Origin of the sequence: Psychrobacter sp. FME6 (assembly GCF_014861365.1) — a bacterium.
Taxonomy (GTDB): Bacteria; Pseudomonadota; Gammaproteobacteria; order Pseudomonadales; family Moraxellaceae; genus Psychrobacter.
Window position 1 is genome coordinate 23,048 of the sequence record NZ_RRYW01000004.1, and the last position, 25,626, is coordinate 48,673.

Sequence of the window (25,626 nt, forward strand, 5' to 3'; positions counted from 1 at the left end):
CTTAAATAACGCTATCTTTTTCTTCTAAGGAGCCACCACAACTGCTACCTTGGCCCGCTGTACAACCATAGCAATGATCACCGATAGCGATATCGTCACCACTAGGATGCTGAGTCAGTAAGTCTCGTAAATGACGGCGCGACTTATTGGGCACTGGCATCTCTAGTTGCTGATTAAAATCGCAATCGAACAATTCACCCAACCAATTGACACTTATCGTCTCACGGCACATCACCTCTTTTAAATTCTCAGCCTCATAGCTCGCTTTGAGCAAATCCATGTACGGATGAAACTCATTTTTGGCTAATAGTACCGCGCCAAAACGCTGAATGGGCATATTAGTTAATGCAAACAATTGATTGAACTCAATATCGAAATGTTGTTTTAGCTCGTGCTTATAATCTGCTTCTAATTGCTGCTGATCAGGTGGTAACGTAGCGCCTTGTGGGTTATAGACGAGGTTTAGAGTGAGATTTGAGCCAGACTTACCATAACCCAGCGCATTGAGCTTATGTAGCCCTAAAATACTGTCATCAAAGGCACCTTTGCCGCGCTGCTTATCCACGTTTTTGAGCGAATAACACGGCAAAGAAGCAATAATTTCTACTTGGTTATCTGCTAAGAACTGGGCCAAACCCTCAAACCCATCTTCCATTAAAATCGTTAAATTGCAGCGATCGATCACTTTGACACCTAATGCCCGCGCCGCTTTAACCAAATACTTAAAATCTTCGTGCATCTCAGGTGCGCCGCCAGTCAAATCCAGCGTATGAATACCTTGTGCCTGTAGCACTTTTGGTATCAGCTCAACCAATTCACGCGACATCATCTCTGTGCGATAAGGGCTAGCCGCCACGTGACAATGCACGCAGGACATATTACATAAGTAGCCCATATTAACTTGTAATACCGTCAATTCGCGACGTTTGATCGCAGGAAAATCGGTGAACTCGAGTAATTCAATGGTAGATTTCATAAAAGTATAGAACCCAGTTGGTTTAAGAGCCAATTTTTATAGTACGTCTTAAAAGATAAGAAGGATGACTTTATACCTGCTGTCTTATTAATATATAACCATATTAAAGTTTATCTAATCAATAATATTTGATTATATCGCTTTTATTTGGCATTGATAAAGCGCTTATCAATGTATCGTTTGAGAGTCCAAACCCATCGACCTTGTAAACTATACTTACCCCAACTGCCGATGGCGTACTTATCGCCGCAAGAGAGTAAATATAACGTACGCTTTTTTGGCTCATAGCTTTGCAATGGCTCATAGCTTTGCAGGGGCTCATCTGCCAAATATGCCAATAGATTATCAGCTTCTACAATACCGCCAAACACGGCATGCACGCCAGAGTGCGCCATATCTTGATCAACACGCGTACATACATCGCCAACGGCAAATACGTTAGGGTGCGAGGTACTCTGCTGCACACGATTGACCGCTATAAACCCATTGTCTATGGTTGCAATATCGGTATGCGCTGTCCATGCTGATCCTGTGACACCAGTAGCAGCAATGACAGCATCAACTGGCAAAGACGTCTGTGATGATTGCTGTGAAGAATGCTCAAACGAGGAAGTTGATGATGAGTCTGACAGCAGCAACCGCCCTTCAGCAAAGCCGATGGCTCTTGCAAAAACGACTTCAATATCATGGCGTTTAAGCTGACCAATGACACGCTTTCTAAAACGATTATCAAATCCAGACAATAAATGCTCACCGCAGACCAAATAGGCTTGGTGACTGGGGTGAATCTGCTGCAATATAACCTGCGCTGCCATCACTAATTCCATCGCCGCAGCGCCAGCACCAACGATAGCCAGTCGGTAATGGGTTGTTTGCTTTGCCGCCGCAATGATTTGTTGCCACTGCCGCGCAAAGTAATGTAACGGCCTGATAGCAATAACACCTTTTGTATCGGAGGTCTGTTTATAAATATTCTCTTTATCAGTGCTTTCTTTATCAATGCCCTCTTTATCAGCGATTTCTTTGTCAAAACGATGACGCTTGTTGGTCTCTAACCAGTCTAGATTGGTGTCAGCGCCCGTATTTAAGGACAGCACGTCATAATCATAGTTATAATAACAACCATAGCCAGCACCGCATGGTTTGTTGCCACTGGTGATGACTGTGCGAGAAGTAGCATCCACTTTCACTATCGGACGTTGAACAAAGCGCACACCTGCTCGCAAACAAAGCGACTTTACATCAATACAGATATCATCGAGTTGATAATGTCCCGCCATCCAACCAGGCAACATACCTGAATAAATCGTCTGTGGCTGCTCTGTTATCAAAGTAACATCAGTATTGATAAATATTGCATCGTCTGCGCGCTCATTACTAAGGCGGCGTAACAAGCCAATATGAGCATGCCCCGCTCCTGCTAATAACAGTTTTTTCATAGCTGGTTTTTCATAGCTGGTTTTTCATAGCTGGGTTATCCATTCCTATAAGCCTATTATTTGAGCATTAGGTAACGATTTTGTTATAGAGCCGCTTACACAAAGCAGACAACTACACAAATACGTTTGACCGTATAGGGCTTTGCCGTTAAATTGGTCATAATATCTATTTGAATATATAAATTTATTAAATGATCTTTGAGGATAGCACGATGACGATAAGCACAATAATCAAGCCAACTTTACTAAGCCTTGGACTAGCGAGCATTATGGGCTGCGCCACTTCACCAACTGCCACCTCAGCCACAGTCAATCAACCAACCTCACAAACCGGCGATTCCTCAGCGACAGTTTATTACAATGGCAATATCATCACCATGGAGGGTGATAATCCACAAATGGCAGAAGCATTGGTCACTCAAGCGGGTAAAATCGCTTACGTTGGTACTCTAGATACTGCTCAATCAAAATATAACAACGCCGCACAAGTCAATTTGAACGACAAGACATTGCTACCAGGCTTTATCGATCCGCACAGCCATTTTGATATGGTGTCGAATACCATGGGACAAGTCAATTTAAACCCGCCTCCCGTTGGCAAAGTCGATAGCATCGATAAAATGCTAGCCGCACTAAAAGCCTATAAAAAAGACAATAATATCGCTGATGGCGAGTGGATATACGGTTGGGGTTATGACGAAAGCCAATTAACAGAACAGCGCCATCCAACCAAGGGTGAAATCGATAAAGCCTTGCCTAATAACCCTGTTTACCTACAGCATACCAGTGGCCATATGGGCGTGGCGAACAGTAAAGGCCTAGCAGCAATGGAGGTCACTGCCGACAGTAAAAACCCAGAGGGCGGTAATATTGCACGCGTCAAAGGCTCTAGCGAACTCAATGGTCTGGTACAAGAAACCGCCATGTATCCTTTTGTGCGCCATATGCTCGAGGTATTAGAGCCCAATCAAGCCAAATTCTTTGAAAAAACGCAAGATTATTATGCCGAAAATGGTTTAACAACTGCTCATAATGGCTCCACAGCACGTAACACTATTGAGTTTTTCCAAAAGCAATCCGATGCAGGTAAGCTTAAAATAGATTTGGTCGCGCTTGCGGGCGTCAGTGATTTAGATGAAAACTTAGCCGATAAAGATTTTGTGTGGAAGACCTATCAAAACGGCTTTAAAGTGCAAGGCACTAAAATCGTTGCCGATGGCTCGCCGCAAGGTAAAACCGCTTATTTTAGTCAACCTTATATTACCCCAGTGCCAGACTGTGAAAAGGACTGCCGCGGTCTACCTAGTGTCAGCCAAGATGCGCTCAATGAGATGTTTGTCAAAGCTTACGCCCGCGACAATCAATTATTTATTCATAATAACGGCGATGGCGCGACCGATATGATTATCAAAGCGCACGAATACGCGGTGAAGAAAACCGGTCAAGCCGCTGATAAGGATCGCCGCACTGTGCCTATCCATGCCCAATTTGCGCGTCCCGATCAGCTACAAGCTTTCAAAAAATATAATATGATGCCTTCGTTCTTTACCAATCATACGTATTTTTGGGGTGACGTCCATGTCGAAAATTTAGGCGAAAAACGCGCTAACTTCTCAAGCCCGATAGCCACTGCTGATAAAATGGGCCTGAAATACACCAATCATTCTGATGATACGGTGACGCCAGTTGACCCTTTATTTACCGTTTGGTCAGCGGTCAATCGTACGTCGCGTTCTGGCAAAATCATTGGTAAAGACCAACGTGCCAGCCCCTATCAAGCGTTAAAAGCCATTACCACCAACGCCGCTTATGAGTATTATGAAGAGGACAGCAAAGGCACCTTAACCCAAGGTAAATTGGCTGACTTGGTGATATTAGACGCCAATCCATTGACCATAGCACCGAATAAGCTAAAGGATATTAACGTGGTAACGACCATCAAAGAAGGCAAAACGATTTATCAGCGTCCAGCAAAATAAATAACGGACTCTATGTAGAGTCATATGACAGATAAATTATAAACTCTATAGTCGAATTCACCTGAGTTCGACTATAGTTGTCTTTAATGTTAGTTGTCTTTAATCTTTTTGAAATGGTTTTTTCAAAACCGTTTTTTCGCACTTTTTTATAAAAATCAACATTATCACTAATATTACTAGGAATCGCTTATGAGCACTGCTGAACAAATCACCTCATCTGACAATACCCATTATCTACATCATACTTTTTTTGAACCAAGTGACAATGAAACAGCTATTACGGCTACCTTACTCATCGTACATGGTATGGCGGAGCACAGCGGCCGCTATGCAGACTTTGCGCAGTTTTTAGCTGATAATGGTATCGCCGTAGCCACTTATGATCAGCTGGGTCATGGAAAGACCATTAAATCAGAAGATGACTTTGGATTTTTTGGCGAAGAGCATCCGGTACAGTCGTTATTAAAAGACGTCATCGTGATGGCAGACAGTTTAAAGGAGCGCCATCCAAATGTGCCGCATTTTGTGATGGGCCATTCTATGGGCTCGTTTATTGTACGCAACGTACTCAAACACCATGCACGCAACTTTACAGGTGCCATCCTAATGGGTACGGCAGACGCCAATCCATTGACCAAAGTATTGCTGCCCGTTAATAAACTATTGGCAAAAGCTGCGCCTAAAAAGCCAAATGCTTTATTTGCTAATGTGATGAATAAAGTACTTAACAGCAAACTTGATAATCGTATTTCTTCCTCACCGTTTGCTTGGATTAATGAAAACCCTGCTGCTATCGAAGCCTATGAAGCCGATCCATTGACCGGTTTTGATTTTACCAATAACGGCTTTATGACCTTGTTCACTCTAATGGAAGCGGGGTTGAATAAAAACTGGGCGACGACGATTGCTAAAGACTTTCCAATGTTATTGCTCAGTGGCGAAAATGACCCCATTGGTGATATGGGCCGTGGCATTCGCAAAATTGCCAGCCGTTTAGACAAACAACATTTTAATCAAGTATCTGTACAGCTCTACCCTCATATGCGCCATGAACCGCTGCATGAAAAAAACAACAAGGTAGTTTATCAAGATATCTTAGAGTGGCTTGATAGTAATACCTCTGACCATTAACACCTGCACTGATGTTCGTACTGAACTTGTTTGCTAAAAACCGCTAAATTAGCGACAATAATACGGCAGGCCATTTTTTAGTTTAGACGATATCAGTTAATTAATTATAATATTTATATTTACTTACCTCTCATTTATTTATTTTTTTCATCAATTTTAGGAGGTTTTATGTCATTACAACAAATCATCGAACAAGCCTTTGAAAGCCGCAATGAATATAGCCCCTCTACCATGCCGCCAGATATTCGTGATGCCATCGAGCAAGTGCTTGAGCAACTCGATAACGGTCGCTTACGTGTTGCGGAAAAAAAGGATGGCGAATGGGTCGTCAACCAGTGGGCAAAAAAAGCGGTATTACTATCGTTCCGTTTAAACGACAATTACGTACAAGCAGCTGGCGAACACCTGCAATTTTATGACAAAGTACCGACTAAGTTTGCTGACTGGACTGAAGCGCAATTTAAAGAAGCCGGCGTACGTGTTGTACCACCAGCTGTGGCTCGTAAAGGCTCATACATTGCAGCAGGCGCAGTATTGATGCCGTCGTATGTCAATATCGGTGCTTATATTGATCAAGGTGCCATGGTAGATACGTGGGCAACGGTTGGTTCGTGCGCTCAAATCGGTAAAAACGTCCATTTATCAGGTGGTGTTGGTATCGGCGGTGTTTTAGAGCCGCTACAAGCCAACCCGACGATTATCGAAGACAACTGCTTCATCGGCGCGCGCTCTGAAATCGTTGAAGGCGTTATCGTCGAAGAAGGTGCAGTCATCTCCATGGGTGTCTATATCGGCCAATCAACCCGTATTTATGACCGCGAAACAGGCGAAATTCATCGCGGCCGTGTACCAGCTGGTTCAGTCGTCGTTCCTGGTACTTTACCTTCAAAAGATGGCACCCATAGCTTGTATGCTGCTATTATTGTGAAAAAAGTTGATGCGCAAACGCGTGCGAAAACTGCAGTTAATGAGCTACTACGTTTAGACTAAACACTTCATAGTGACGCGAGGGCGTGTCTTCATTTTGAAAACATTGGGGACGCCCCCTAATCATGGTAAGAAAATAAGATGCTGGGGTTTATTCCAGCGTCTTTTTTGTCGCTTAATAGCAGCTTAATAACAGACATTACGTTATAATTCACTTTTTTATTTTCGCATCTTTTCGTATCGCTTAGCCTTCGCGCTATTCATACCATCACACTGTCTTTTATTTGATATATGCTTGTTCGCATTATCAATCTTCTAACTGTATTTGAAATATTATGAGTGAGTTATCTTTACGCAGCGCGGCCATTCCTGTCACTGACCCTGAAGCAGGGTTACGTTTGACTGAGATCTTTTATTCCCTACAAGGCGAAGCGCTTACCTCAGGCTTGCCGACGATATTTGTGCGCTTGACTGGTTGTCCGCTACGCTGTGTCTACTGCGATACTGAATATGCTTTTAGCGGTGGCGAGCGGCAGTCGCTTGAGACCATCATGGCAACCATCGCAAGTTTTCCCTGTAAGCGCATCTGCCTCACAGGTGGCGAACCTTTAGCACAGCCAAATGCTATCGAGTTGATGAAGCGTCTACTAAACGATGGTTATGAGATTTCGCTTGAAACGGCAGGCGCGCTCACGGTCGAAAACGTACCGACAGCGGTCAGTAAAGTCATGGATCTTAAAACCCCAAGCTCAGGTGAAGCCGATAAAAATCTTTGGTCGAATTTGGATTATTTGACTCAACATGACCAAATTAAATTTGTCATTATGAACCGCGAAGATTATGACTGGTCGAAGACAAAACTGATTGAGCATAATCTCAATGAATTGGTCGGTACAGTTTGGTTTTCACCGATGTTCAATGTCGCGGACGATATCGATGCAGATGCTAGTAAAGAGATGAGCATCTCCGATGTACCCGTACTGGCGCGTGAACTGGCTGAATGGATACTGGCCGATGCCCTACCGGTACGTTTTCAGTTGCAACTGCACAAAATCATTTGGGCGGATGCCAAGGGTAAATAAACAATCAAAACTCTAAAATAAAAAAATCAGATAGTCTGCACCAACCATTTGAAAAAACGAAACAAACAAATCGCAAGCTGACGGTAAGGACACAGGGATGGTCAAATTAATTTTATTGGGCTTATTGGCGGGCGCATTTTTTAGCTCCACCTTTATTTTAAATGAGCTCATGAGTGACGCCGGTGGTCATTGGTTTTGGTCAGCGAGCCTGCGCTACATTTTTATGTGGCTCATCATTACCGTCATTATCACCATGCAGCATGGCTTTGGTCGTATCAAAGAGTTGACGACTATTTTTCGGCAACACTGGGGCTTTTGGTGTGTCACCGGCAGTATCGGTTTTGGGGTATTTTATACCGGAATTTGTTATGCTGGTGACCATGTTGCAGGCTGGGTAGTCGCCGCGACCTTTATGTTTACCGTGGTTACCAGTTTATTGGTATTACTGGCATTTGGGCAACGCTTCGACAAAAAGTTCATTATTTATGCTTTTCTAGTCTTTATTGGGGTGGTATTGGTCAACCTCAGCGAGGGTTTACGTGCTTCTGCTCTAGCTGATGCCAATACTGTACCAATGAGAGATATGATACTATATGGTGCACTGCCTGCGCTGGTTGCTGCTTTTAGTTATCCAATCGGTAATCAGCTGGTTTGGCAAGTGTCTCACAACTCCCGTAAGCATAGCGCCGAGCAACAACAGGCGAGAGAAAATGCGGCTCATAAAAATGCTGCTCATAAAAACAGTATCGACGATCATAGCCAACCGCTCATATCAGAAGCTTACGATTTACCTGCCGCCAGCTATGATACAGCTAACACCAATGCTAACGACGTTAACAGTGAAACCAATGCAGCTATAGCTGAGCCGACATCCGCCTTACAAAACCTCATCGCTCGCATTCCTGCTATCGAAACCACACTACTGCAAAATGCCTTTAATAAAGTATGGCTCATGACCCTCGGTAGTTTGCCATTTTGGCTTATTTTAGGCGTGATAGTGCGCCCTGAGCAACCCGATACTGCCCAAATCTTTAACACCTTGCTAGTGGCTATACTGGCAGGGGTGGCAGCGACGAGTATATTCTTATATGCGCGTGAAAAAGCGGTTACTTCTAGTGAGGTGGCTGGGGTCGACTCTACCCAAGCCAGTGAGGTGATATTTGCGTTAATCGGTGGCATATTATTGCTTAATAATGCCGTACCTTCTGCCTTGGGATTGGTCGGTATCGGGCTGATTATGCTCGGGCTGATATTATTTGCGAAAGATGGTTGAGGCTAGCAGATAGCAATGATGAACAATTTTATCTTTCCTGATATTTTGCTATATCTCTTAGATATGGTTGGCGTCATTGCTTGCGCTATCGCCGGCACTTTGCTGGCGCAGCACAAAGGCTTTGATATTGCAGGCTGTATATTGGTATCAATGGTCAACGCCATTGGTGGCGGTACACTACGTGACATGGCACTTGATCGCCATCCGCTATTTTGGATGACCGATCTCAACTATATTATCGTGATTACTGTCACCTCGCTTGTTTTACAGATATTCTTTCATCTGTACCATAAGATTGATAATGCGCTCAAACTCTTTGATGCCATTGGACTTGCGGCTTTCAGTGTTATTGGATTTAACGTCGCGCTGGCACAAGATATGTCACCAGTCATTGCTATGATGATGGCCGTTTGGACTGCCATTATTGGTGGGTTACTACGTGATATCATCTGCAATGAAATACCTTTATTGCTCCAGCGTGAGATTTATATTACCGCCAGTATTGTAGGATCGTTGACTTACCTAGTGCTCGATCACTGGGGTGTTGATACTGTTATTAATGAATTTATAATGCTGTTTGTCATTTTTACCGTGCGCATGTTGGCACTCAAATTTGACTGGCATCTTCCCTCCATACGCTTAGTGGATTAACAGGTGCCTAACCTCTTAGCTGCCTGAGCACATTTTCTATGTGAATCTTTATGATCAGTTTTATTAGCGTCGATGTTATTAGCGTCAGTGTCTATGCCTGGCTAAATGCCTGTTGTGTGACTTTATTTGGCCAATCTTTTGACATGTTATTCGCCTCACCTTTAAACGTTATGGCCTCCTCTAGCGTTGCTGTCTCTGTGAGTCCAGCTGTTGATACTGTGGTGCAGAGTCCACTCGTTCTAACGCCCGAGTTTGTGACGCGATTTGAGCCAACCTCGTTTATGTTTTGGCTTGAGATGTTTGGTATTTTTGCCTGTAGTGTCTCAGGAACCATTTTAGCCAAACATAAGAACTTTGATGTGTTTGGCTGTATTTTAGTGGCAATGATTGCCGCTATCAGTGGCCCTACCGCGCGTGATATTATTCTTGATCGCTATCCACTATTTTGGATGGTGAATATGAACTACTTACTTATTATTACGATCACTTCAGTTGGCTTTCAGATGTTTTGTAATCCAAAAGCACGACATGTGGACGGCTTATTAAAGCTGTTTGATGGCTTGGCGCTGGCTATTTTCACCTTAATCGGCATCCAAGTCGCACAAGAAATGGGCGCAAATATTCCTGTTTGTATCCTACTTGGGGTGTTGAATATTTTGTTTGGAACAGTCATTCGTGACATGCTATGTAATGAGATTCCATTGGTATTGCAGCGCGAGATTTATGTGACCGCAGCGATTCTTGGCGGGATATTATATTTTGTCATGGAAGGTATGGGTTTTACGCCTTGGATAAAAGAATCCGTGACGATGATTACTATTTTCGTCATCCGCATGTTAGCAGTACGCTATGATTGGCATTTTCCAGATATTAGTTTGATGAAGAAAAATCATATTTAAGATCGAATGTAAGCGTGCATTTTTATATTGAATTGGTACTACAATCGATAGTAAACACAACGTGTAAAATCAAAAAAAAGGGCGTCAATCATCAAGATTAACGCCCTTTTAAATCAATAATCATGAGCAATACTTTTAGGTCTCAGTAATAACCGCCAAATCCTTAACCATTAATTGCAGACTTTGTTTGCCATTCCATTCATTAATATCTAACTCAAATAGAATATGTACGTTTTCGGCGCGATAGTCCCAAGCGTTGCTATCAAAATTAAATTGAATGGCCTCAATCGGATACTGGACCTCAGGATAACGCAGCGACAGCTTAAGGTGCTTGTCTTTTAATATCTTAAAGCTTAGCACTTCAAATACGCCATCAAATATCGGTGGCGCAAAGCCATGACCCCAGATACTGGCATCGGCTAAATGCTCAGCGAACCATAAGCTAAAGTCACTCGCTTGTAATGCTCCATCGGTAAATTTTTGCTCAGCAAACACTTCATCATCCATTTGTGCCATGACTTCGTTAAATGCTGACACAAAACCCTCAAAGTTACGGCGTTTAATAGTCAAGCCAGCTGCCATGGCATGACCACCAAAATGGCTGATTAAATCAGGGTGCTGTTCGGCAACTTGTTCAATCGCATCACGAATATGCACGCCAGCGATAGAGCGAGCTGAGCCTTTAATCGCATCGTCGTCACCAGTACGCTCTGTATCTGCTGGGGCAAAGACGATACTCGGCAGATAATGGCTTTCTTTTAAACGTCCTGCGACGATACCGATAACGCCTTGATGCCAATCATCTTGATATAAAACGATGCTACGATTGCGATCGTCAATTATCTTTTTTTCAGGCTTATTCTGGACAATAAGCTCACTACTTTCATCACTATCACTATCTGTATTAGTAGTAGCTAGCGCTTGCACAATACTATCCGCTTGCGTACGCATCTCGCCTTCGACATGACGACGAGTACGATTAAGCTGCTCAAGCTCTTGCGCCAGTCGTTGTGCGGTTGGCCAATCATCCGTTAATAAGCACTCGATACCTATACGCATGTTATCCATACGCCCAGCGGCATTGATACGCGGTCCTAAGACAAAACCAAAGTCTTGCGCATGTAACTGCTTGGGGTCGCGTCCTGCCTGCTCAAGTAACGCTAATATTCCTAGCGAGCAGCGCCCTTGACGAATAGCTGCCAGTCCATGATGTACGAGAATACGATTGTTTTTATCGAGTACACCCACATCAGCAATCGTACCAAGTGCCACCAAATCCAAATACTGGCTGACTTGGACGGTAGACTTGCTTGCTTCACGGCGTAATTTTGCCAATCGACCGAGGACATAAAACGCTACTCCAACCCCTACTAAAGCCTTACTAGTAAAGTGGCAACCAAGCTGATTGGGATTGACCACAGCTTCAGCAGGTGGCGTTTCTTTAGTCGTGAGGTGATGGTCTGTAATAATGACGGTGATACCATCGGCTTGCGCGCGTGCCACACCTTCATGGCTTGAAATGCCATTGTCTACCGTGACAATCAAGTCAGGTCGATAGGTTTCGATACCCAATTCGACGATTTCTGGCGTCAAACCATAACCATATTTAAAGCGGTCAGGCACCAAGAAATCGACCACCGCGCCCATCGCTGTCAGTGCACGCATCATCAGCGCCGTGCTGGTCGCCCCATCACAATCAAAGTCACCAACGATAAGAATACGTTGCCCTTCATCAATAGCGACGTCCAATAAACGCACCGCTTCAGTGACACCCTGTAGCATCTCAGCAGGCAATAAACCGGACAGCTGAGTTTCAAGCTCATCAGGCTGCACGATTCCTCGACCCGCATATAGGCGAGCAAGGGTTAAGGATTGGGCGGCAAGCGGTTGCAACGCGGCGGGCAACTCGTCGATGCGAGTGCTGGTATAACGGGAGGTTAATTTTAGCATGCCAGTATTCTACTGACTTTGGTAAGCGGTCACAATGGTAATTTTTAATACTGCCGTATAAGGTTATCGATTGCTTACGGGCTCAGCATGACATAATTTATATTCAGGCGGGCTATTTACAAAAACGGTGCATAGCGACTGTATTTTTCTGCATTTTGCTACAAAGCAATGATTGTATGCCGCTTATAAATCCATAAAATAGATAACAACTGAGATATTCGCTATCTATTGGCCTATTTATATTTGAGACGTTATATCGTTTTTAATAAATTTGTTAACTTATAAGGAAACTTTATGAAAACCACGCCAGTCGCTGAAAAACTACCCAACACTATTGATCCTAATCTAGACCTCGAAAAAGTCAAAAAAGAATGTCTGGGTCTGGTTAAAAAGCGCGCCAAGCTCTCAGCTGGTGTTGCTATCGTTCCTGTGCCATTTTTCGATGTGGCCGTTGATGCCGGTATGCTAACCATGCTGTTACCTGAAATCAGTGAACGCTTTGGGCTGTTGAAAGATCGTCAAGGCGCTGTTGATTTAGAGTCACGTGAAGTACATTGGGGTGCGCTAAAAGACCGTACTGTTGATTTTGCCGGTTTAATGGCGACACGTGGTATCGTTAAAAAAACGGTTCAAGGATTCGGTGGTCGTATCGCGGCCAAGCAGGTCACTAAATTTATTCCACTTGGCGGGCAATTGGTCGCGGCAACTATGGGTTATATGATTTTTAAGAAAATCGCCACTGACCATATCAACGAGTGCTATAAATTGGCCAAAGACATTCAAACCAAACAGCATGGTAAAAATGTTTAAAACCATTCAATATTAGAGTTCAATATTAGATAATGCCATTTATTCGAGACAGTCGTCTATTACTAGCCAGCTAAACATATTTGTCTTAGCTGGTTTTTTATGTTTACTGATACAGTCTGAGCCAATCATGGTTAATGGTGTCATTGATAGGCTTTACTGATAATATACCACTTGTTTGGCAAAAACACCTGTCGACTAGAGCCTGTTCTCATTTTGAAAATAGTGATAAAAATGAGATAAATAATAGCCAAACATAAACTTCAAAAATAAATAAAGACGTTAAAGGACTAACTTATGAAAAAACGCTTGGCTTCAACCATAATGCTTGCCACTTTTGCTTTAGCTGGATGCACAACCACTGGCGGTATGAATAATAATGCAGACAATGCGATAGGTACTGCAAATGAGATTGGCATGAATGTTTTTAAATCTGCCATCGACAATCAGTGCCGTAGCCAAATTGAAAAACAAAATGCTTGGCGTGTTGCGAGCGTGGCGATGACTGAAACGCAACAAGAAGCTGTGAAAAACAATGTTTGTGGCTGCGTTAGTGAGCAAGCGCCGCAGCAAGTCACTATCGTTGAACTGGGCAATGCCGCAATAGATGCACAATATCGCACACAGCTGGTCACCAGAGTCGTCGCCAAATCCCTACAAAGCTGCTATGCAAATTTCGCTAAATAAAGCAGTCGGGGTAAAAAATTAGGCTCATTAAGTGGCGCTTAGGTTTGATTGAATTTAATATAGTTGTAAAATAAAAAAAGAAGGGTGCGTTATATATAACGCACCCTTCTTTATTATTGATTTCTTGCAGTATTTTCTACAATCGCATTAATCTAAACTGGTTTACAGTTTATTTGTAGTATGCGGCTTAGACATTAAAGATGCGGTAGGCGCTAATGTTTTGTTATGGCGAAAGTACGTTGATTTACCATCAAGTATTTTACTTACCTCTTTGACTAAATCATGAATAATATCATCATAAACGCCATGATATAGCTCAGTTTCGAACGCCGTAAATGGATGCTTACGCGATGCTGAGCTGACCTCTGTCACCCCTTGCTTGGTATAAAAAATATCAACTCGACCATCGCTATTGAGTACACAATTTAATAGACCGCCTTCTAGCTCCATCTCTACACGCTCAGGCATAAAAATGTAGTCATCCACATTGATGAGCTTTTTTTCTACTTCTCGTTTAAAAAATGATTTGATATCAAACATAACTATAGTCACAACCTTAAAATTATAAAATACGTTAGCATGCCTGACTCTACGACCATTACTCAGCCTTGTTTACCTACTTAATAGAGCCTACTTTATTAGCTTATCCTATAAGATGTATAACTGGTTTTTAAGATGGAATATGTAAAACTACGTTTGAGGTTGGTAAAAGCCTATATCAACCTTATACATCAGACTAGGGGCTGTATAGAATTCAGCTAAGGAACTGACAGAGACTATTTTTTAGGCAATTCGACGCCAAAAATAGTAAGTTTAGTTATTCTAAGCGCGATAGTTTTGGCTATGAAGTGGCAAAAAATAGTCCTGTTCCTTCGGACTGATGCTAAAATCGCCCCAGACGTTGTTGTAAATCTAGCTAAGGTCTCGACATTACCTTCGATTTACGCCTAGTCTGGAATTATTTTAGCGATCAGCAGTCCTAATAGATGAATTCTATACAGCCCCTAAACGAAAAAAACGAGTCACCCTCGTAACCCGTCCTCATTTTTTCAAACTTTAGCTTTATCCATTAAATCAAATGTGCTTTTAACTCCAACACTTTATCACGAGTCTTCGCGGCTTCTTCAAACTTAAGATCACGTGACATCTGTTGCATTTGCTTTTCTAAACGCTTGATTTCTTTGGCAAGTAAATCAGGACTACGTAGGATATTGATATCTACATCGGGCAGATTACTTTTGACCGGAATCGCTTGATTATCATTGGCATCAAGGTCATCGCCTGTATCAATTTTATCAGTGATACTACGGCGCGCGCCTTTTGGGGTGATGTTATGCTCGATATTAAAGGCAATTTGCTTTTCGCGGCGGCGATCGGTCTCATCAATCGCTTTTTGCATACTGTTGGTGATGCGATCGGCATAAAGGATGGCTTTACCATTCAAGTGACGCGCAGCACGACCAATGGTCTGAATCAACGCACGCTCAGAACGCAAAAAGCCCTCTTTATCGGCATCAAATATCGCCACCAATGACACCTCAGGCATATCCAAGCCTTCACGCAACAGATTAATACCGACTAACACATCATGCACGCCAGTACGCAATTCATGGATAATTTGCGTGCGTTCAACGGTGTCAATGTCTGAATGCAAGTACGCAACTTTGACATCGTACTCTTTCAAATAACTGGTCAAATCTTCTGACATACGCTTGGTCAAGGTGGTAATCAATACGCGCTCATCTTTTTCACGGCGTTTGGTAATCTCCGATAGCACATCATCGACCTGCGTTAATACTGGACGAATCTCAATCTCAGGGTCAATCAGTCCGGTTGGACGCACCACTTGCTCGACCACTTGCTCGCTGTGTTCAAGCTCATATAATGCAGGCGTGGCACTAACATAAATAGTCTTTGGCTTGATACGCTCCCACTCTTCAAACTTCATTGGCCGATTATTCATCGCACTCGGCAGACGAAAGCCATAATTGACCAAGTTTTCTTTACGCGATCTATCGCCTTTATACATCGCCCCAATTTGCGAAACGGTCACATGTGATTCATCGAGGAACAATAAAGCATCTTCTGGAATATAATCAAACAAAGTCGGCGGCGCTTCCCCCGATGGACGTCCAGAGAGATGCTGTGAGTAGTTTTCGATACCGTTACAGTAGCCGAGCTGTTGAATCATCTCAAGGTCATACTGCGTACGTTCTTTGAGACGCTGGGCTTCAACCAATTTATTATTATCGCGGAAATACTCCAAGCGTGGCTCAAGCTCAGCGCGAATGGTATGGCTAGCAGCTTCTAATTTATTACGCGGTGTTACGTAATGCGATTTTGGATAAATGGTAATACGCGGCACGCTACGCACCGTTTTTCCTGTTAAAGGATCAAACCACGTAATTTTTTCAACTTCATTATCAAACAGATGCACACGTACCGCCAACTGTTCAGACTCAGCAGGATAAATATCCAATAGCTCGCCGCGTAATCGATACGTACCGCGCCCAAAGTCCAGCTCATTACGAGTATATTGCATTTCGACCAAACGCTTAATCGTCGCGGTACGGTCTATTTTGTCACCAACGACGACATGCAGTAGCATTTTAAGATAGCTTTCTGGATCGCCCAAACCATAGATACACGATACCGACGCGACGATAATCGCATCACGACGCTCAAGGAGTGCACGCGTCGCTGACAAGCGCATCTGATCAATATGATCGTTAATGGCGCTGTCTTTTTCAATAAAGGTATCACTAGCAGCCACATAAGCTTCCGGCTGATAATAATCATAATAACTGACGAAGTATTCCACCGCATTATTAGGGAAAAACGACTTAAACTCACCATATAGCTGGGCAGCTAGGGTTTTATTATGCGCCATAATAATAGTCGGACGTTGGCACTCAGAGATGACCTTTGCCATCGTATAGGTCTTACCAGAACCCGTCACCCCCAATAGCAACTGCTCGTCCATACCAGTGTTGATACCCTTGACCAGCTTTTCGATTGCTTGCGGCTGATCACCAGCGGGCTCAAAATCAGTGACCATCTCAAAGGCACGACTTGATATTTGCGTCCCAGACGCATTGACACCACTAATTTCAGCTTCACCCTGTAGCTGAGTGGCCAATTGGTTTAACTGACGCGACGAGCGCGGTTCAGGCATTCGCATAATGGCTTTCTTCTTATTAAGGTTTATAACAATGTGGGGTCTAACCATCTATTTTTAAAGGACAATCAAGCGTTATTATCTAGCCTACCACTGGCGAAACATGCATTCTTAAATATGCTAACGCCTACTTTACTTTTGATAAAAAACATTAAAATAGTTATAAAAAATGCACACAGCATCCGCTAAAATTACAAAGTCTTTCACGGTTAACAAAGTCATTACACGAGCACCCAATAAAGCCTAACACTCAATGCTACCAACATCGATTTAAGCTGCTATTATTGATCATGAATTAACAAGTAGTACATAAGCAAGAAACCAATAACAACACGTTAAACATTCAAATCAATAAAATAAACTTAATAAATAACGGAGCAAAATATGAGAGAACGTTACGCGAGTGGAATAGATAATGAAACTGCAAAAAAAATGGTAGATTTGTTAAACTCTAATTTAGCCAATCTGATTGATTTAAGTATGGACAGTAAACAATGCCATTGGAATCTACAAGGTACTGGTTTCATTGGCGTTCATCAATTATTAGATGAGACCTATGATCGTTTGACTGAGGCTTTTGACACGGTCGCTGAACGCATTGTTATCCTCGGCGGTAAAGCCAATGGTATCTCAAAACGTGTCGTTGAAGACTCTATTTTAGAGACCTACCCTACTGATATCACTAAAGTAGATGAGCACGTTCGTGAGCTTACCAATCGTTATAAAACCATTGCAGCTTCATTGCGTGAAGGAATCGATACTGCTGGTGACGCCGGTGACGAAGATACTGCGGACCTATTGACAGAAGTGAGCCGCACTATTGATAAAGATGCTTGGTTCATCGGTGCCAATGCGCCAAAGAAATAAGACGATGACTCATCGCTTGAAATAAAAAAGTCTTGAAACAATAAAGCCTTGAAATAAAAAAGTTTAGTAAAAAAATGGTCGTCTAATTAGACGACCGTTTTTTTTACGCGGGTAGAAGCGGCACTTTATAACAAGCGCGTCTCTTTTACTTTTAACCAATCATATTAGTGTTACTGGCTTGGCTATTAGGCAAATGCAGAACTTCGGCATTGGGCACTGACAGCGTCAAAATAGCTTCTTGAAATATTGGATTGTCACGGAACTGGTTTTCGATATCTTCGATTTTTTGTGCGATCGTTTGCTCTTGTTGGTTACCAGCAATATCAACTGCTGCCACCATAAATATCTTTTTAGGCCCAACCCACTCTAAGTGTAGATAAGAGACACTATCGATATCCGGATGATCGAGCAGTTCGGTTAATACATAACAATGCATTTTGTCTGAGACTCTATGTCCTACCAGAAAGTCACGGTTACGACTGATTAAGAATATTGCAACCACACCTAGCAATATTCCTACAATAATCGACCCAAGTGCATCCCAAAACGGCTGTCCAGTATAAGCATGCATCCCCATCGCTGCTGCCGCTATTACCAAGCCAATCACTGCTGCCAAATCCTCAAAAAATACGCCGCGTAAGGTTGGATTGGACGTATCAATGACATAACCGATAGCACTGACATTAAGCGCCTCACCTTGCTTTTTACTCTGTCGATAAGCTTGCACCAAAGAGAAGCCTTCAAGCAAAAATGCAACCGCTAAAACAATAAAGCCAATGGTATAATTAGTCTCGGCTTCAGGCGCATTCCATTCAGTAATACCGGTATAAATAGAGACAACTGAGCCTGCCATAAAGACACCAAAGGCGGCAATCATCGACCACACATACGACTCTTTGCCATAGCCTAATGGATGGCTTTTATCGGCGGGTTTGACGGGTTTGACGGCTTTCTTTTCTGCCACAATGAGTAAAGTGCCGTTGCCTGCATCTGCCCACGAGTGTGCTGATTCCGCAATCATAGAAGCAGAGCCGGTCATAAATGCAGCCACTGTTTTGGCGATGGCAATAAGAAGATTGGCACCCACTGCAATCAGCACAGTGATTAGTGAACCAGATTTTTTACTATTATTGTTAGGCGTAGGATCCGTATGAGGGGGAGTTTTAGTAGATGTATCGACTACAGCACTGAGGCTAATATCAGATTGAGAACCACCCGTACCGCGAGTATAGCTACCACGCGGTATGGGTTGAGGTTTTGAATCGGGTTTTGGTTTTTTTAAACTCATGTAAGTCTCAATCCATAGTGTATAGAATGGATAAACACAATTTAACTTTTTAACTTTAAGCGTTAACTGTCTTTACCCATCTTAATAACCATTAAATTTAGTCGAAAACCCGTTTATTATCAGTAAGGTTTTCGTGAGACTTTGTTTAAGTTTTGGTTGCTTTAACTATTACAAAATTTCTTCTTAAAGTGTATCTTTTTTACTATTAGATTGATGAGTTGTCAGCTCTCCAACCATATATCCGTCAGCTGTGTCATGGTCAGTTTTATTTTTGCCGCCTAGGTCTTCACTAATCATTTCGTCGATGCCACAACTGGGGCGATGTGAGTCTTCCATGCGCATTTTTTTACGCTCTAGGCCTGCATCAAAGCGGCATTGCTGCATGGGGTTTTTAATCTCAAGCTCAGGTATTGGTGTTGGTTTGCCGTTATCATCAATGGCCACCATGGTAAAATAGCAGCTGTTGGTATGGCGCACAGTACGAGCGCGGACGTCTTCTGCCTCGACACGTATACCCACTTCCATCGAGGTTTTACCAACATAATTGACACTTGCCGCAAAAGTGACTAATTCGCCAACGTAAACTGGCTCACGAAACATCACTTGATCGACTGATAACGTCACCACATAACTACCGCTATACCGGCTGGCACAAGCATAGGCGACCTGATCCAGCATCTTTAGCAAATCACCGCCATGCACATTACCAATGAAGTTGGCCATATCGGGCGTCATTAGCACCGACATATATAGCTCATGGTTTAAAGGTGCTTTTTTAGCTGTGGAGCTGGTGTTGTATTGCGACATAATATTCCTTACCGTTATCAAAAACCTATTTATTCAGAATCTTATTTATACAGTAGCTTTTGAGATAGCGCAAATAAGTAGCCGATAAAAATAGTTTTTATGGGGTAAATATAGAGTGTTCTATCAGACGACAGACCCTCAACTTAACCAGTGAAAACGGTATGCAAGCCAAGCCACAATTGTACTGACCGTTCCCGTTAATAACCCACCCCAGACAAAATCAACCAAGGCTGTATCTAAGGTATAGCCTTTATACAACGCCAAACTGGTAAAGTCATAAGTACCATAAGCCATCAGTCCTATCAAACCACCCAACAAGAAAATATGACCCAGTGAAGCGTTGGCTTTGATTTGTGGATAGAGAATAATGATACACAGCACCAGTAGATAAAACATATAAAACACGCCAGCGGCAATCATGTTAGGCTCATCGGCAAGCAAATGTCCGATACGTTTTTCATAAAAAAGACCGGTCATAGTCTTGAGCCAAACTGCATCAATACCTAAAAATATGGCAACGGCTGCAATATAAATAAATACATAACCCATAATAATATCCTTTTATAATGGTCGCTAAACATTCGGCACAGCGATGTAGATGTTTGGCTCAATTTAACGACTCAATGAAGTGGTTATCTACAATAATTAAATTGCCAATGGCAAGTCAGAGAAATGCATGATATCAATATTATCTGGCTTCACCGCTGTCAATTGCACCACACCAATCGTCCGCTCCAAAAACCCACCTTCGCAGTAACAGAAGTAAAAATCCCACAAGCGGATAAACGTCTCATCATAACCAAGCGCGACTATCTCTTCGCGCTGCCCCATAAAGGCAGCACGCCAATCCCGCAGCGTATGCGCGTAGTCAAAACCGTAATCATGTAGCTGCTTAATAACCATATCGGTCTGCTCAGTAAACTGATTGTTTAGTTCTTGATTGGACAGTAAGCAACCACCAGGAAAGATGTGCGTTTGAATAAAATCAACCGAATTTATATAATCTTGGTAGTTTTGGTCATTAAAAGTAATCGCTTGCAATACCATCAACCCCGTGGGCTTTAGGAGACTATTACATTTAGCAAAAAAAGTCGGCAAATACTCATGCCCAACCGCCTCAATCATCTCGATACTGACCAATTTGTCATACTGTCCTGTCAGCTCGCGATAATCTTGTTTCAGCAAGGTTATTTTATCTGATAAACCTGCCGCTTTAACACGACTCTGCGCCTCTTCGTATTGGGCATCCGAGATAGTTGTTGTCGTTATTTGACAGCCATAATGTGTGGCGGCATAAATCGCAAAACCACCCCAACCTGTACCGATTTCGATGACATGATCATCAGCAGAGAGTTGCAACCGCTGACAAATGAGCGCCAATTTATGCTGCTGCGCTTCAGCCAATGTTGCTTCAGTATTTTTATAAACTGCTGATGAGTACATCATGGTATCGTCTAAAAAACGCTGATACATATCATTGCCCAAATCATAATGCGCTAAGATATTGGACTTAGATCCAGATTTATCATTTTTACGCAGTTGGTGCTTGGCTTTTTCAAACGCCTTACTCACCCCCGCAAAACGGCTCTCAAGCTTATTAAGTACCGCCAAGTTACGCGCCGCCAACCGAATCAAGCCAGTCAAATCATCCGTATCCCATTCACCACTGATATAGCTGTCTGCCAGAGCAATAGAGCCCCCAAGTAGCAACTGACGATAAACAGCACTATCATGAATCATCAAAGTGACATTTAACGAATGGCGGCCTACTGCTGAACTGCTTGCGGTGCTAGTAGTAGACACGCTTCCAAAGCTATTTGTTTTAGGCACTTGCTCGCCAAACGCTTCGATTATAGTCAGGCTACCAAACTGAATATGGTTTAAAGCACGAAATATCAGCTTTCTTGCGACTTGATTGATCCCATCACTGACAGGTTGTAAGATAGCGCTTTCATTGATCGTTTGGCTGATGCTAGTAGTCACCTTGGCTAGTGTTGAAGCGGGCGCTCTATCGGTCGGTCGTACTGACATCGTCTTCTTATCCTTGTTTAAATGGCATGTATTTCAATCTTAGGTGCTTAAACTTAGGTGCTTAAATTTTTGTGATTTAGTGTTCAGTTTTTTCAACATCAGGTTTTTTATCAGCTTGCTGCTGGCTATCGGCTAGCTTTTCATCATAATTAATGTAGGGTACTTTTTTAATCGCATAAAGCTTAAAAGCATGCCAATAAATACGCGTTAACGAAGTCACATTCATCAATGGGTTTTTACGTAGGCTGTTGCGAATCATAGTCGCAGTCATTGGGACGCCTGACATTTTTACCCCTGTTTTTAACACCTTACCGCGCTCATCACTGATATCGATAGCAATACGAACTTGCAAGCCGTTATCTGGCTGGCTTTTTATCTTAACTTGCCAACGATATAGCTGGTCAATCGGATTAAAGGGTGAGACATGGAAGTCTTTATCGTGACAGAACTCAGTGCTCTCCCCTGCTAATAAAAACCCATAATAATGCCGCTTATCCCATGGCGTATTAGACACCTCAGCCAATAAATGAGTCGGCGTCTGCTGCTTATCAAAACCCAAATAAAAATTAACGGGGCTAAAATAAATACCTGCATTGCGGCACACAACCATGCCAATGATATCGCCTGTTGGCTCACTACCTGTTTGTTCAGTAAATGCTTGGTTCAAACGATGACTAAGTGCTTGGATAGGATTTAAACGGCTATCGTCGTTTTCATTATTACTTAGGCTATTTGGTTGTTGTACATTTCGCCTTTGTGAATTTAACCCTTGTGAATTTAGTCCTTGTAAATAATCATCAGGACAGAATTGCTGCAAAGCTTTTTTCTTCGCTGAGAATAACGGTAGCTCTTTTAACCATCTATTTTTAACAAAATTAGCCTTACCAAAAATGGCTATACCTACCTCAGGAAGTACCTGCCCCGCTGCCAACGCGCTGATACTGATGCCCCAATAACGATATGGATAAGCAAATTTATGCACACTTGGTAGCAGGCGACTGTGCCATGTTGTCCCATGAAATAGCTGATGGGGTAAGCAACTGTCAGATAAACCGTCTTCAGTAGACACAGCTTTCTCCTCATTATTTACTTTAGTGCTCATTGGTTTTACACCCAAATAAACCGCGCTTTTTCTATGGTTCGTAATCCTTATATGTTTCGTTATCGTTAACAGCAGACTGTAAATTCTCAACGTACTCAACCAGCTCCTGATTAGTAGTGGCCGTCGTGACCTTGCGTTTATTGATTTTGCGCGGCTTGGTATCTGCTTTAACTGGCAAATCTCTATAGCGAAATGGCGTATGTGTACTATCGACATCAGGCAGATGGCTTGGTTCAACCTCATCTTTTATATCAATGTCATGGCCTAATGCCTGACAAACACGTAGGCCGCTGCGTACACCATCTTCATGAAAGCCATTGAACCAATACGCGCCGCAAAAATGGGTGTGCAGACCATTACCCAAAATATTTGACCATTTACTTTGGGCATCGATCATTGCCTTATCAAAAACAGGGTGGCTATAATCAATCTGCTTAATAATTTGATTCTCATCCACCTTGTGATTAAGCGTCACCAAATAGTTATGCTTTTTGGTCAAGCGTTGCAAGATATTCATATGATAGGTCAATACTGGCTTTACTGCGGTTTGCTGCTCTTTAGCATTTTTAGTAGAGCTCTTAATAGAACCTTTATCCTCTATCAGGTAATTCCAACTGGCCCATGCCAATGGCTTTTTGGGCAAAACGCTGCTATCGGTATGCAATAATGCGGTATTTTTGGTAAAGCGGAAATGACTTAGCACCTCAGTTTCATCATAACCGGCATCTTGTAAAATCTTCAACGCGGTATCTGCATGGCAAGCAAAAACAACTTCATCAAATATAAGGCTTTCAACCTCACCGTTGATATTGTTTGTATCCTGAAGCGTTAGTATCACTTTGTCTTTATCCTGTGCGGCGTTACGAGTAACCGACTGCACTGGGCAATTTACCTTTATCTTGCCGCCAGCTTTAACAAATCGAGTGACCAGTTTATTCACATACTGTTTTGAGCCGCCCTGAATCGTGAACCATTGCGGGCGATTGACCACATCGAGCAAGCCATGGTTATCAAAGAACTGGGCAAAAAATACCAATGGAAAATCTTCTACCTCGCGTAGGCTGGTTGACCAAATAGCAGAAACCATTGGCAGCAGATAGTTATCCATAAAAAGCGTACTGTAGCTTTGTTTGCTGAGATAACTACCCAGTGTTTGCTCAGTGAATTTGCTGATATCTTGTCCTTGCGCACGAGTCTCTTCATAATCCTGGCGTAGCTGCTTGATATGCTTATTGAACTGTAGGATATCTTTGATAAATTGCCAAAACTTTGGGTTGAGCACATTCTTTCGCTGCGACAATAAAGTATTGAGCGTATGACCATTGTATTCAAAATGACGCGCGGTATTTTTTACCGAAAAACTCATGTCTGTTGCTTGAAAAGGTACTTGCAGCTCATAAAGCAGACGAAAAAAGTTGGGATAGGTGCGCTCATTGAAGACGATAAAGCCAGTATCTATCGCACTTCTCTCTACTTTACTAGGTTTCGCCTTTTTACCATCTTGTAATGTCACGTCGATGGTGTTTACATGACCGCCAATATAATCATTGGCTTCAAACACCGTCACCTCATGTTGCTTGACCAAATAATGCGCACAAGTTAAACCCGAAACGCCTGAACCGATAATGGCAATACGCTTTTTCTCTTGGACAACGCTAGGCTTTCTTGACACACTACTAGCCTCAGTAGAGGCGGTTTTTGCATTTTTACGTTTACGGCGGATAAACGACATAAAGGCGTTCCTTATTGTTTTTTTAAAGCGCTATTCTTTACTCTATTTTCGGAACTATCACGATTGGCTATTTTTATTTATTTTTTCACTGACCTGTTGCCAGATTAAATCTGGTAACGTCCCTAGCGCTTTTAATGGTAAGGTCAGTTTTTTGGGAAATTCAATCACCTCATGACCGTGTTCAATACCATGACGAATGGCTTGACTTGCCTGTTCTGGGGTTTGTAAAAACGGCATCGGAAAGTCGTTTTGTTTGGTCATTGGCGTTTCAACAAAACCAGGAACGACTAAGCTGACCGATACACCGTGCGGTGCAAGGCTAATCTGTAGGGTTTTCATTAAATAATGAATGGCGGCTTTTGAGCTGCCATAGGCTTCGGCACGAGCAAACGGCACATAAGCAGACGCCGAGCCGATACCGACCAAGCGACCCTTCGAGACGATGAGCTTTGGTAATACTCCTTCGATAGCGTGCGATAACGTGCCCATATTTACTGACATGACTTTCATAAATGCCGCACTATCAAAGTTTGGCATATCCAGATACTCACACATGCCAGCACCGCAAATCGCCAAATCAACGTCATTTATCTTATCAAAAGCCTCAATGACTTTATCTCGATCCATGAGGTCTAAGTCAATGGTTTCTGCGCCCAATGATTTAAGTTCAGCCAATGCATCATCATCACGGCCAACGACATAAACATGCTGGCCTTCGAGGAGATAGTCTTTTGCTAACTGCTTGCCAATACCAGACGTCGCTCCAGTAATGAGAATGTTTAATTTTCTGGTAGAATCTGTCATGATAAACGTCCTTTTA

At 42.7% G+C, this 25,626-nt stretch carries 21 protein-coding genes and 1 pseudogene; 10 read left to right on the forward strand and 12 right to left on the reverse strand.

Translation table 11 applies throughout. The features are described 5' to 3' along the window. Position 1: 1 nt before the first annotated feature. Both arsS and EI162_RS01205 read right to left on the reverse strand, forming a co-directional pair. Positions 2 to 976 (reverse strand): arsenosugar biosynthesis radical SAM (seleno)protein ArsS, encoded by a 975-nt coding sequence (gene arsS, locus EI162_RS01200; protein WP_192522609.1) that lies wholly within the window; start codon positions 974 to 976, stop codon positions 2 to 4. Positions 977 to 1,119: 143 nt separating this feature from the next. Continuing rightward, positions 1,120 to 2,415, reverse strand: a complete 1,296-nt coding sequence (locus EI162_RS01205) for an FAD-dependent oxidoreductase (RefSeq protein ID WP_192522610.1) — start codon at positions 2,413 to 2,415, stop codon at positions 1,120 to 1,122. A gap of 212 nt (positions 2,416 to 2,627) precedes the next feature. Here EI162_RS01205 and EI162_RS01210 point away from each other — a divergent pair, with 212 nt between their 5' ends. The 7 genes from EI162_RS01210 (at position 2,628) to EI162_RS01240 (ending at position 10,357) form a co-directional block, all read left to right on the forward strand. Continuing rightward, the gene (locus EI162_RS01210; RefSeq protein WP_192522611.1) at positions 2,628 to 4,394 is read left to right on the forward strand and encodes an amidohydrolase; all 1,767 of its coding nucleotides are present in this window, start codon (positions 2,628 to 2,630) and stop codon (positions 4,392 to 4,394) included. Between the two features lie 189 nt (positions 4,395 to 4,583). Further along, positions 4,584 to 5,525, forward strand: coding sequence for an alpha/beta hydrolase (locus EI162_RS01215; RefSeq protein WP_192522612.1), 942 nt, complete (start codon positions 4,584 to 4,586; stop codon positions 5,523 to 5,525). A 168-nt stretch (positions 5,526 to 5,693) separates the two neighbouring features. Next, on the forward strand, positions 5,694 to 6,515 hold the full coding sequence (dapD, locus tag EI162_RS01220; RefSeq protein WP_192522613.1) for a 2,3,4,5-tetrahydropyridine-2,6-dicarboxylate N-succinyltransferase: 822 nt from the start codon (positions 5,694 to 5,696) through the stop codon (positions 6,513 to 6,515). Between the two features lie 272 nt (positions 6,516 to 6,787). After that, positions 6,788 to 7,534: a 7-carboxy-7-deazaguanine synthase QueE gene (gene queE, locus EI162_RS01225; RefSeq protein WP_192522614.1), complete on the forward strand. Its 747-nt coding sequence runs from the start codon at positions 6,788 to 6,790 to the stop codon at positions 7,532 to 7,534. A gap of 97 nt (positions 7,535 to 7,631) precedes the next feature. Next, positions 7,632 to 8,807, forward strand: coding sequence for a multidrug resistance efflux transporter family protein (locus tag EI162_RS01230; RefSeq protein ID WP_192522615.1), 1,176 nt, complete (start codon positions 7,632 to 7,634; stop codon positions 8,805 to 8,807). A gap of 15 nt (positions 8,808 to 8,822) precedes the next feature. After that, positions 8,823 to 9,458, forward strand: coding sequence for a trimeric intracellular cation channel family protein (locus EI162_RS01235; RefSeq protein ID WP_192522616.1), 636 nt, complete (start codon positions 8,823 to 8,825; stop codon positions 9,456 to 9,458). A gap of 50 nt (positions 9,459 to 9,508) precedes the next feature. Beyond that, entirely contained in the window at positions 9,509 to 10,357 is an 849-nt protein-coding gene (locus EI162_RS01240; RefSeq protein WP_225736883.1) for a trimeric intracellular cation channel family protein, read from the forward strand. Between the two features lie 135 nt (positions 10,358 to 10,492). Here the strand turns inward: EI162_RS01240 and recJ are convergent, their stop codons facing one another. Then, positions 10,493 to 12,307 (reverse strand): single-stranded-DNA-specific exonuclease RecJ, encoded by a 1,815-nt coding sequence (recJ, locus tag EI162_RS01245; protein ID WP_192522617.1) that lies wholly within the window; start codon positions 12,305 to 12,307, stop codon positions 10,493 to 10,495. Between the two features lie 294 nt (positions 12,308 to 12,601). Here recJ and EI162_RS01250 point away from each other — a divergent pair, with 294 nt between their 5' ends. Then, positions 12,602 to 13,117 (forward strand): hypothetical protein, encoded by a 516-nt coding sequence (locus EI162_RS01250; protein WP_192522618.1) that lies wholly within the window; start codon positions 12,602 to 12,604, stop codon positions 13,115 to 13,117. A 294-nt stretch (positions 13,118 to 13,411) separates the two neighbouring features. Continuing rightward, positions 13,412 to 13,801, forward strand: a complete 390-nt coding sequence (locus EI162_RS01255) for a hypothetical protein (protein WP_192522619.1) — start codon at positions 13,412 to 13,414, stop codon at positions 13,799 to 13,801. Positions 13,802 to 13,963: 162 nt separating this feature from the next. Here the strand turns inward: EI162_RS01255 and EI162_RS01260 are convergent, their stop codons facing one another. Together EI162_RS01260 and uvrB are read right to left on the reverse strand one after the other, a co-directional pair. Then, positions 13,964 to 14,341 (reverse strand): hypothetical protein, encoded by a 378-nt coding sequence (locus EI162_RS01260; RefSeq protein ID WP_192522620.1) that lies wholly within the window; start codon positions 14,339 to 14,341, stop codon positions 13,964 to 13,966. Positions 14,342 to 14,870: 529 nt separating this feature from the next. Next, entirely contained in the window at positions 14,871 to 16,982 is a 2,112-nt protein-coding gene (uvrB, locus tag EI162_RS01265) for an excinuclease ABC subunit UvrB (protein ID WP_192522621.1), read from the reverse strand. A gap of 381 nt (positions 16,983 to 17,363) precedes the next feature. Between uvrB and dps the strand changes: the two genes are divergently transcribed. Beyond that, entirely contained in the window at positions 17,364 to 17,846 is a 483-nt protein-coding gene (dps, locus tag EI162_RS01270; protein WP_192522622.1) for a DNA starvation/stationary phase protection protein Dps, read from the forward strand. 151 nt (positions 17,847 to 17,997) lie between these two features. Here dps and EI162_RS01275 read toward each other — a convergent pair whose 3' ends face one another. The 7 genes and pseudogenes from EI162_RS01275 to EI162_RS01305 all read right to left on the reverse strand — a co-directional run bounded on the left by EI162_RS01275 (position 17,998) and on the right by EI162_RS01305 (position 25,610). After that, positions 17,998 to 19,134: a cation diffusion facilitator family transporter gene (locus tag EI162_RS01275; protein WP_192522623.1), complete on the reverse strand. Its 1,137-nt coding sequence runs from the start codon at positions 19,132 to 19,134 to the stop codon at positions 17,998 to 18,000. A gap of 303 nt (positions 19,135 to 19,437) precedes the next feature. Then, a pseudogene (locus EI162_RS01280) lies at positions 19,438 to 19,941 on the reverse strand (acyl-CoA thioesterase); the annotation flags it as partial. Between the two features lie 138 nt (positions 19,942 to 20,079). After that, positions 20,080 to 20,490 carry a DUF2177 family protein gene (locus EI162_RS01285; RefSeq protein WP_192522624.1) on the reverse strand — a complete coding sequence of 137 codons (411 nt, stop codon included), beginning with the start codon at positions 20,488 to 20,490 and terminating at the stop codon, positions 20,080 to 20,082. A gap of 96 nt (positions 20,491 to 20,586) precedes the next feature. Continuing rightward, entirely contained in the window at positions 20,587 to 21,972 is a 1,386-nt protein-coding gene (locus EI162_RS01290) for an SAM-dependent methyltransferase (RefSeq protein WP_192522625.1), read from the reverse strand. 76 nt (positions 21,973 to 22,048) lie between these two features. After that, on the reverse strand, positions 22,049 to 23,074 hold the full coding sequence (locus EI162_RS01295) for a DUF1365 domain-containing protein (protein ID WP_192522626.1): 1,026 nt from the start codon (positions 23,072 to 23,074) through the stop codon (positions 22,049 to 22,051). 31 nt (positions 23,075 to 23,105) lie between these two features. Continuing rightward, on the reverse strand, positions 23,106 to 24,806 hold the full coding sequence (locus tag EI162_RS01300; RefSeq protein WP_192522627.1) for an NAD(P)/FAD-dependent oxidoreductase: 1,701 nt from the start codon (positions 24,804 to 24,806) through the stop codon (positions 23,106 to 23,108). 57 nt (positions 24,807 to 24,863) lie between these two features. Continuing rightward, on the reverse strand, positions 24,864 to 25,610 hold the full coding sequence (locus tag EI162_RS01305; protein ID WP_192522628.1) for an SDR family NAD(P)-dependent oxidoreductase: 747 nt from the start codon (positions 25,608 to 25,610) through the stop codon (positions 24,864 to 24,866). Between the last annotated feature and the right edge of the window lie 16 nt (positions 25,611 to 25,626).

Coding starts and splice junctions, on each gene's coding strand:
- EI162_RS01285 (WP_192522624.1), bottom strand. CDS start 20,490: ATGGGTTATGTATTTATTTATATTGCAGCCGTTGCCATATTTTTAGGT.
- EI162_RS01215 (WP_192522612.1), top strand. CDS start 4,584: ATGAGCACTGCTGAACAAATCACCTCATCTGACAATACCCATTATCTA.
- dps (WP_192522622.1), top strand. CDS start 17,364: ATGAGAGAACGTTACGCGAGTGGAATAGATAATGAAACTGCAAAAAAA.
- EI162_RS01205 (WP_192522610.1), bottom strand. CDS start 2,415: ATGAAAAAACTGTTATTAGCAGGAGCGGGGCATGCTCATATTGGCTTG.
- EI162_RS01230 (WP_192522615.1), top strand. CDS start 7,632: ATGGTCAAATTAATTTTATTGGGCTTATTGGCGGGCGCATTTTTTAGC.
- EI162_RS01210 (WP_192522611.1), top strand. CDS start 2,628: ATGACGATAAGCACAATAATCAAGCCAACTTTACTAAGCCTTGGACTA.
- EI162_RS01240 (WP_225736883.1), top strand. CDS start 9,509: ATGATCAGTTTTATTAGCGTCGATGTTATTAGCGTCAGTGTCTATGCC.
- queE (WP_192522614.1), top strand. CDS start 6,788: ATGAGTGAGTTATCTTTACGCAGCGCGGCCATTCCTGTCACTGACCCT.
- EI162_RS01290 (WP_192522625.1), bottom strand. CDS start 21,972: ATGTCAGTACGACCGACCGATAGAGCGCCCGCTTCAACACTAGCCAAG.
- EI162_RS01275 (WP_192522623.1), bottom strand. CDS start 19,134: ATGAGTTTAAAAAAACCAAAACCCGATTCAAAACCTCAACCCATACCG.
- EI162_RS01300 (WP_192522627.1), bottom strand. CDS start 24,806: ATGTCGTTTATCCGCCGTAAACGTAAAAATGCAAAAACCGCCTCTACT.
- EI162_RS01295 (WP_192522626.1), bottom strand. CDS start 23,074: ATGAGCACTAAAGTAAATAATGAGGAGAAAGCTGTGTCTACTGAAGAC.
- uvrB (WP_192522621.1), bottom strand. CDS start 16,982: ATGCGAATGCCTGAACCGCGCTCGTCGCGTCAGTTAAACCAATTGGCC.
- EI162_RS01305 (WP_192522628.1), bottom strand. CDS start 25,610: ATGACAGATTCTACCAGAAAATTAAACATTCTCATTACTGGAGCGACG.
- EI162_RS01260 (WP_192522620.1), bottom strand. CDS start 14,341: ATGTTTGATATCAAATCATTTTTTAAACGAGAAGTAGAAAAAAAGCTC.
- EI162_RS01250 (WP_192522618.1), top strand. CDS start 12,602: ATGAAAACCACGCCAGTCGCTGAAAAACTACCCAACACTATTGATCCT.
- EI162_RS01235 (WP_192522616.1), top strand. CDS start 8,823: ATGATGAACAATTTTATCTTTCCTGATATTTTGCTATATCTCTTAGAT.
- recJ (WP_192522617.1), bottom strand. CDS start 12,307: ATGCTAAAATTAACCTCCCGTTATACCAGCACTCGCATCGACGAGTTG.
- EI162_RS01255 (WP_192522619.1), top strand. CDS start 13,412: ATGAAAAAACGCTTGGCTTCAACCATAATGCTTGCCACTTTTGCTTTA.
- arsS (WP_192522609.1), bottom strand. CDS start 976: ATGAAATCTACCATTGAATTACTCGAGTTCACCGATTTTCCTGCGATC.
- dapD (WP_192522613.1), top strand. CDS start 5,694: ATGTCATTACAACAAATCATCGAACAAGCCTTTGAAAGCCGCAATGAA.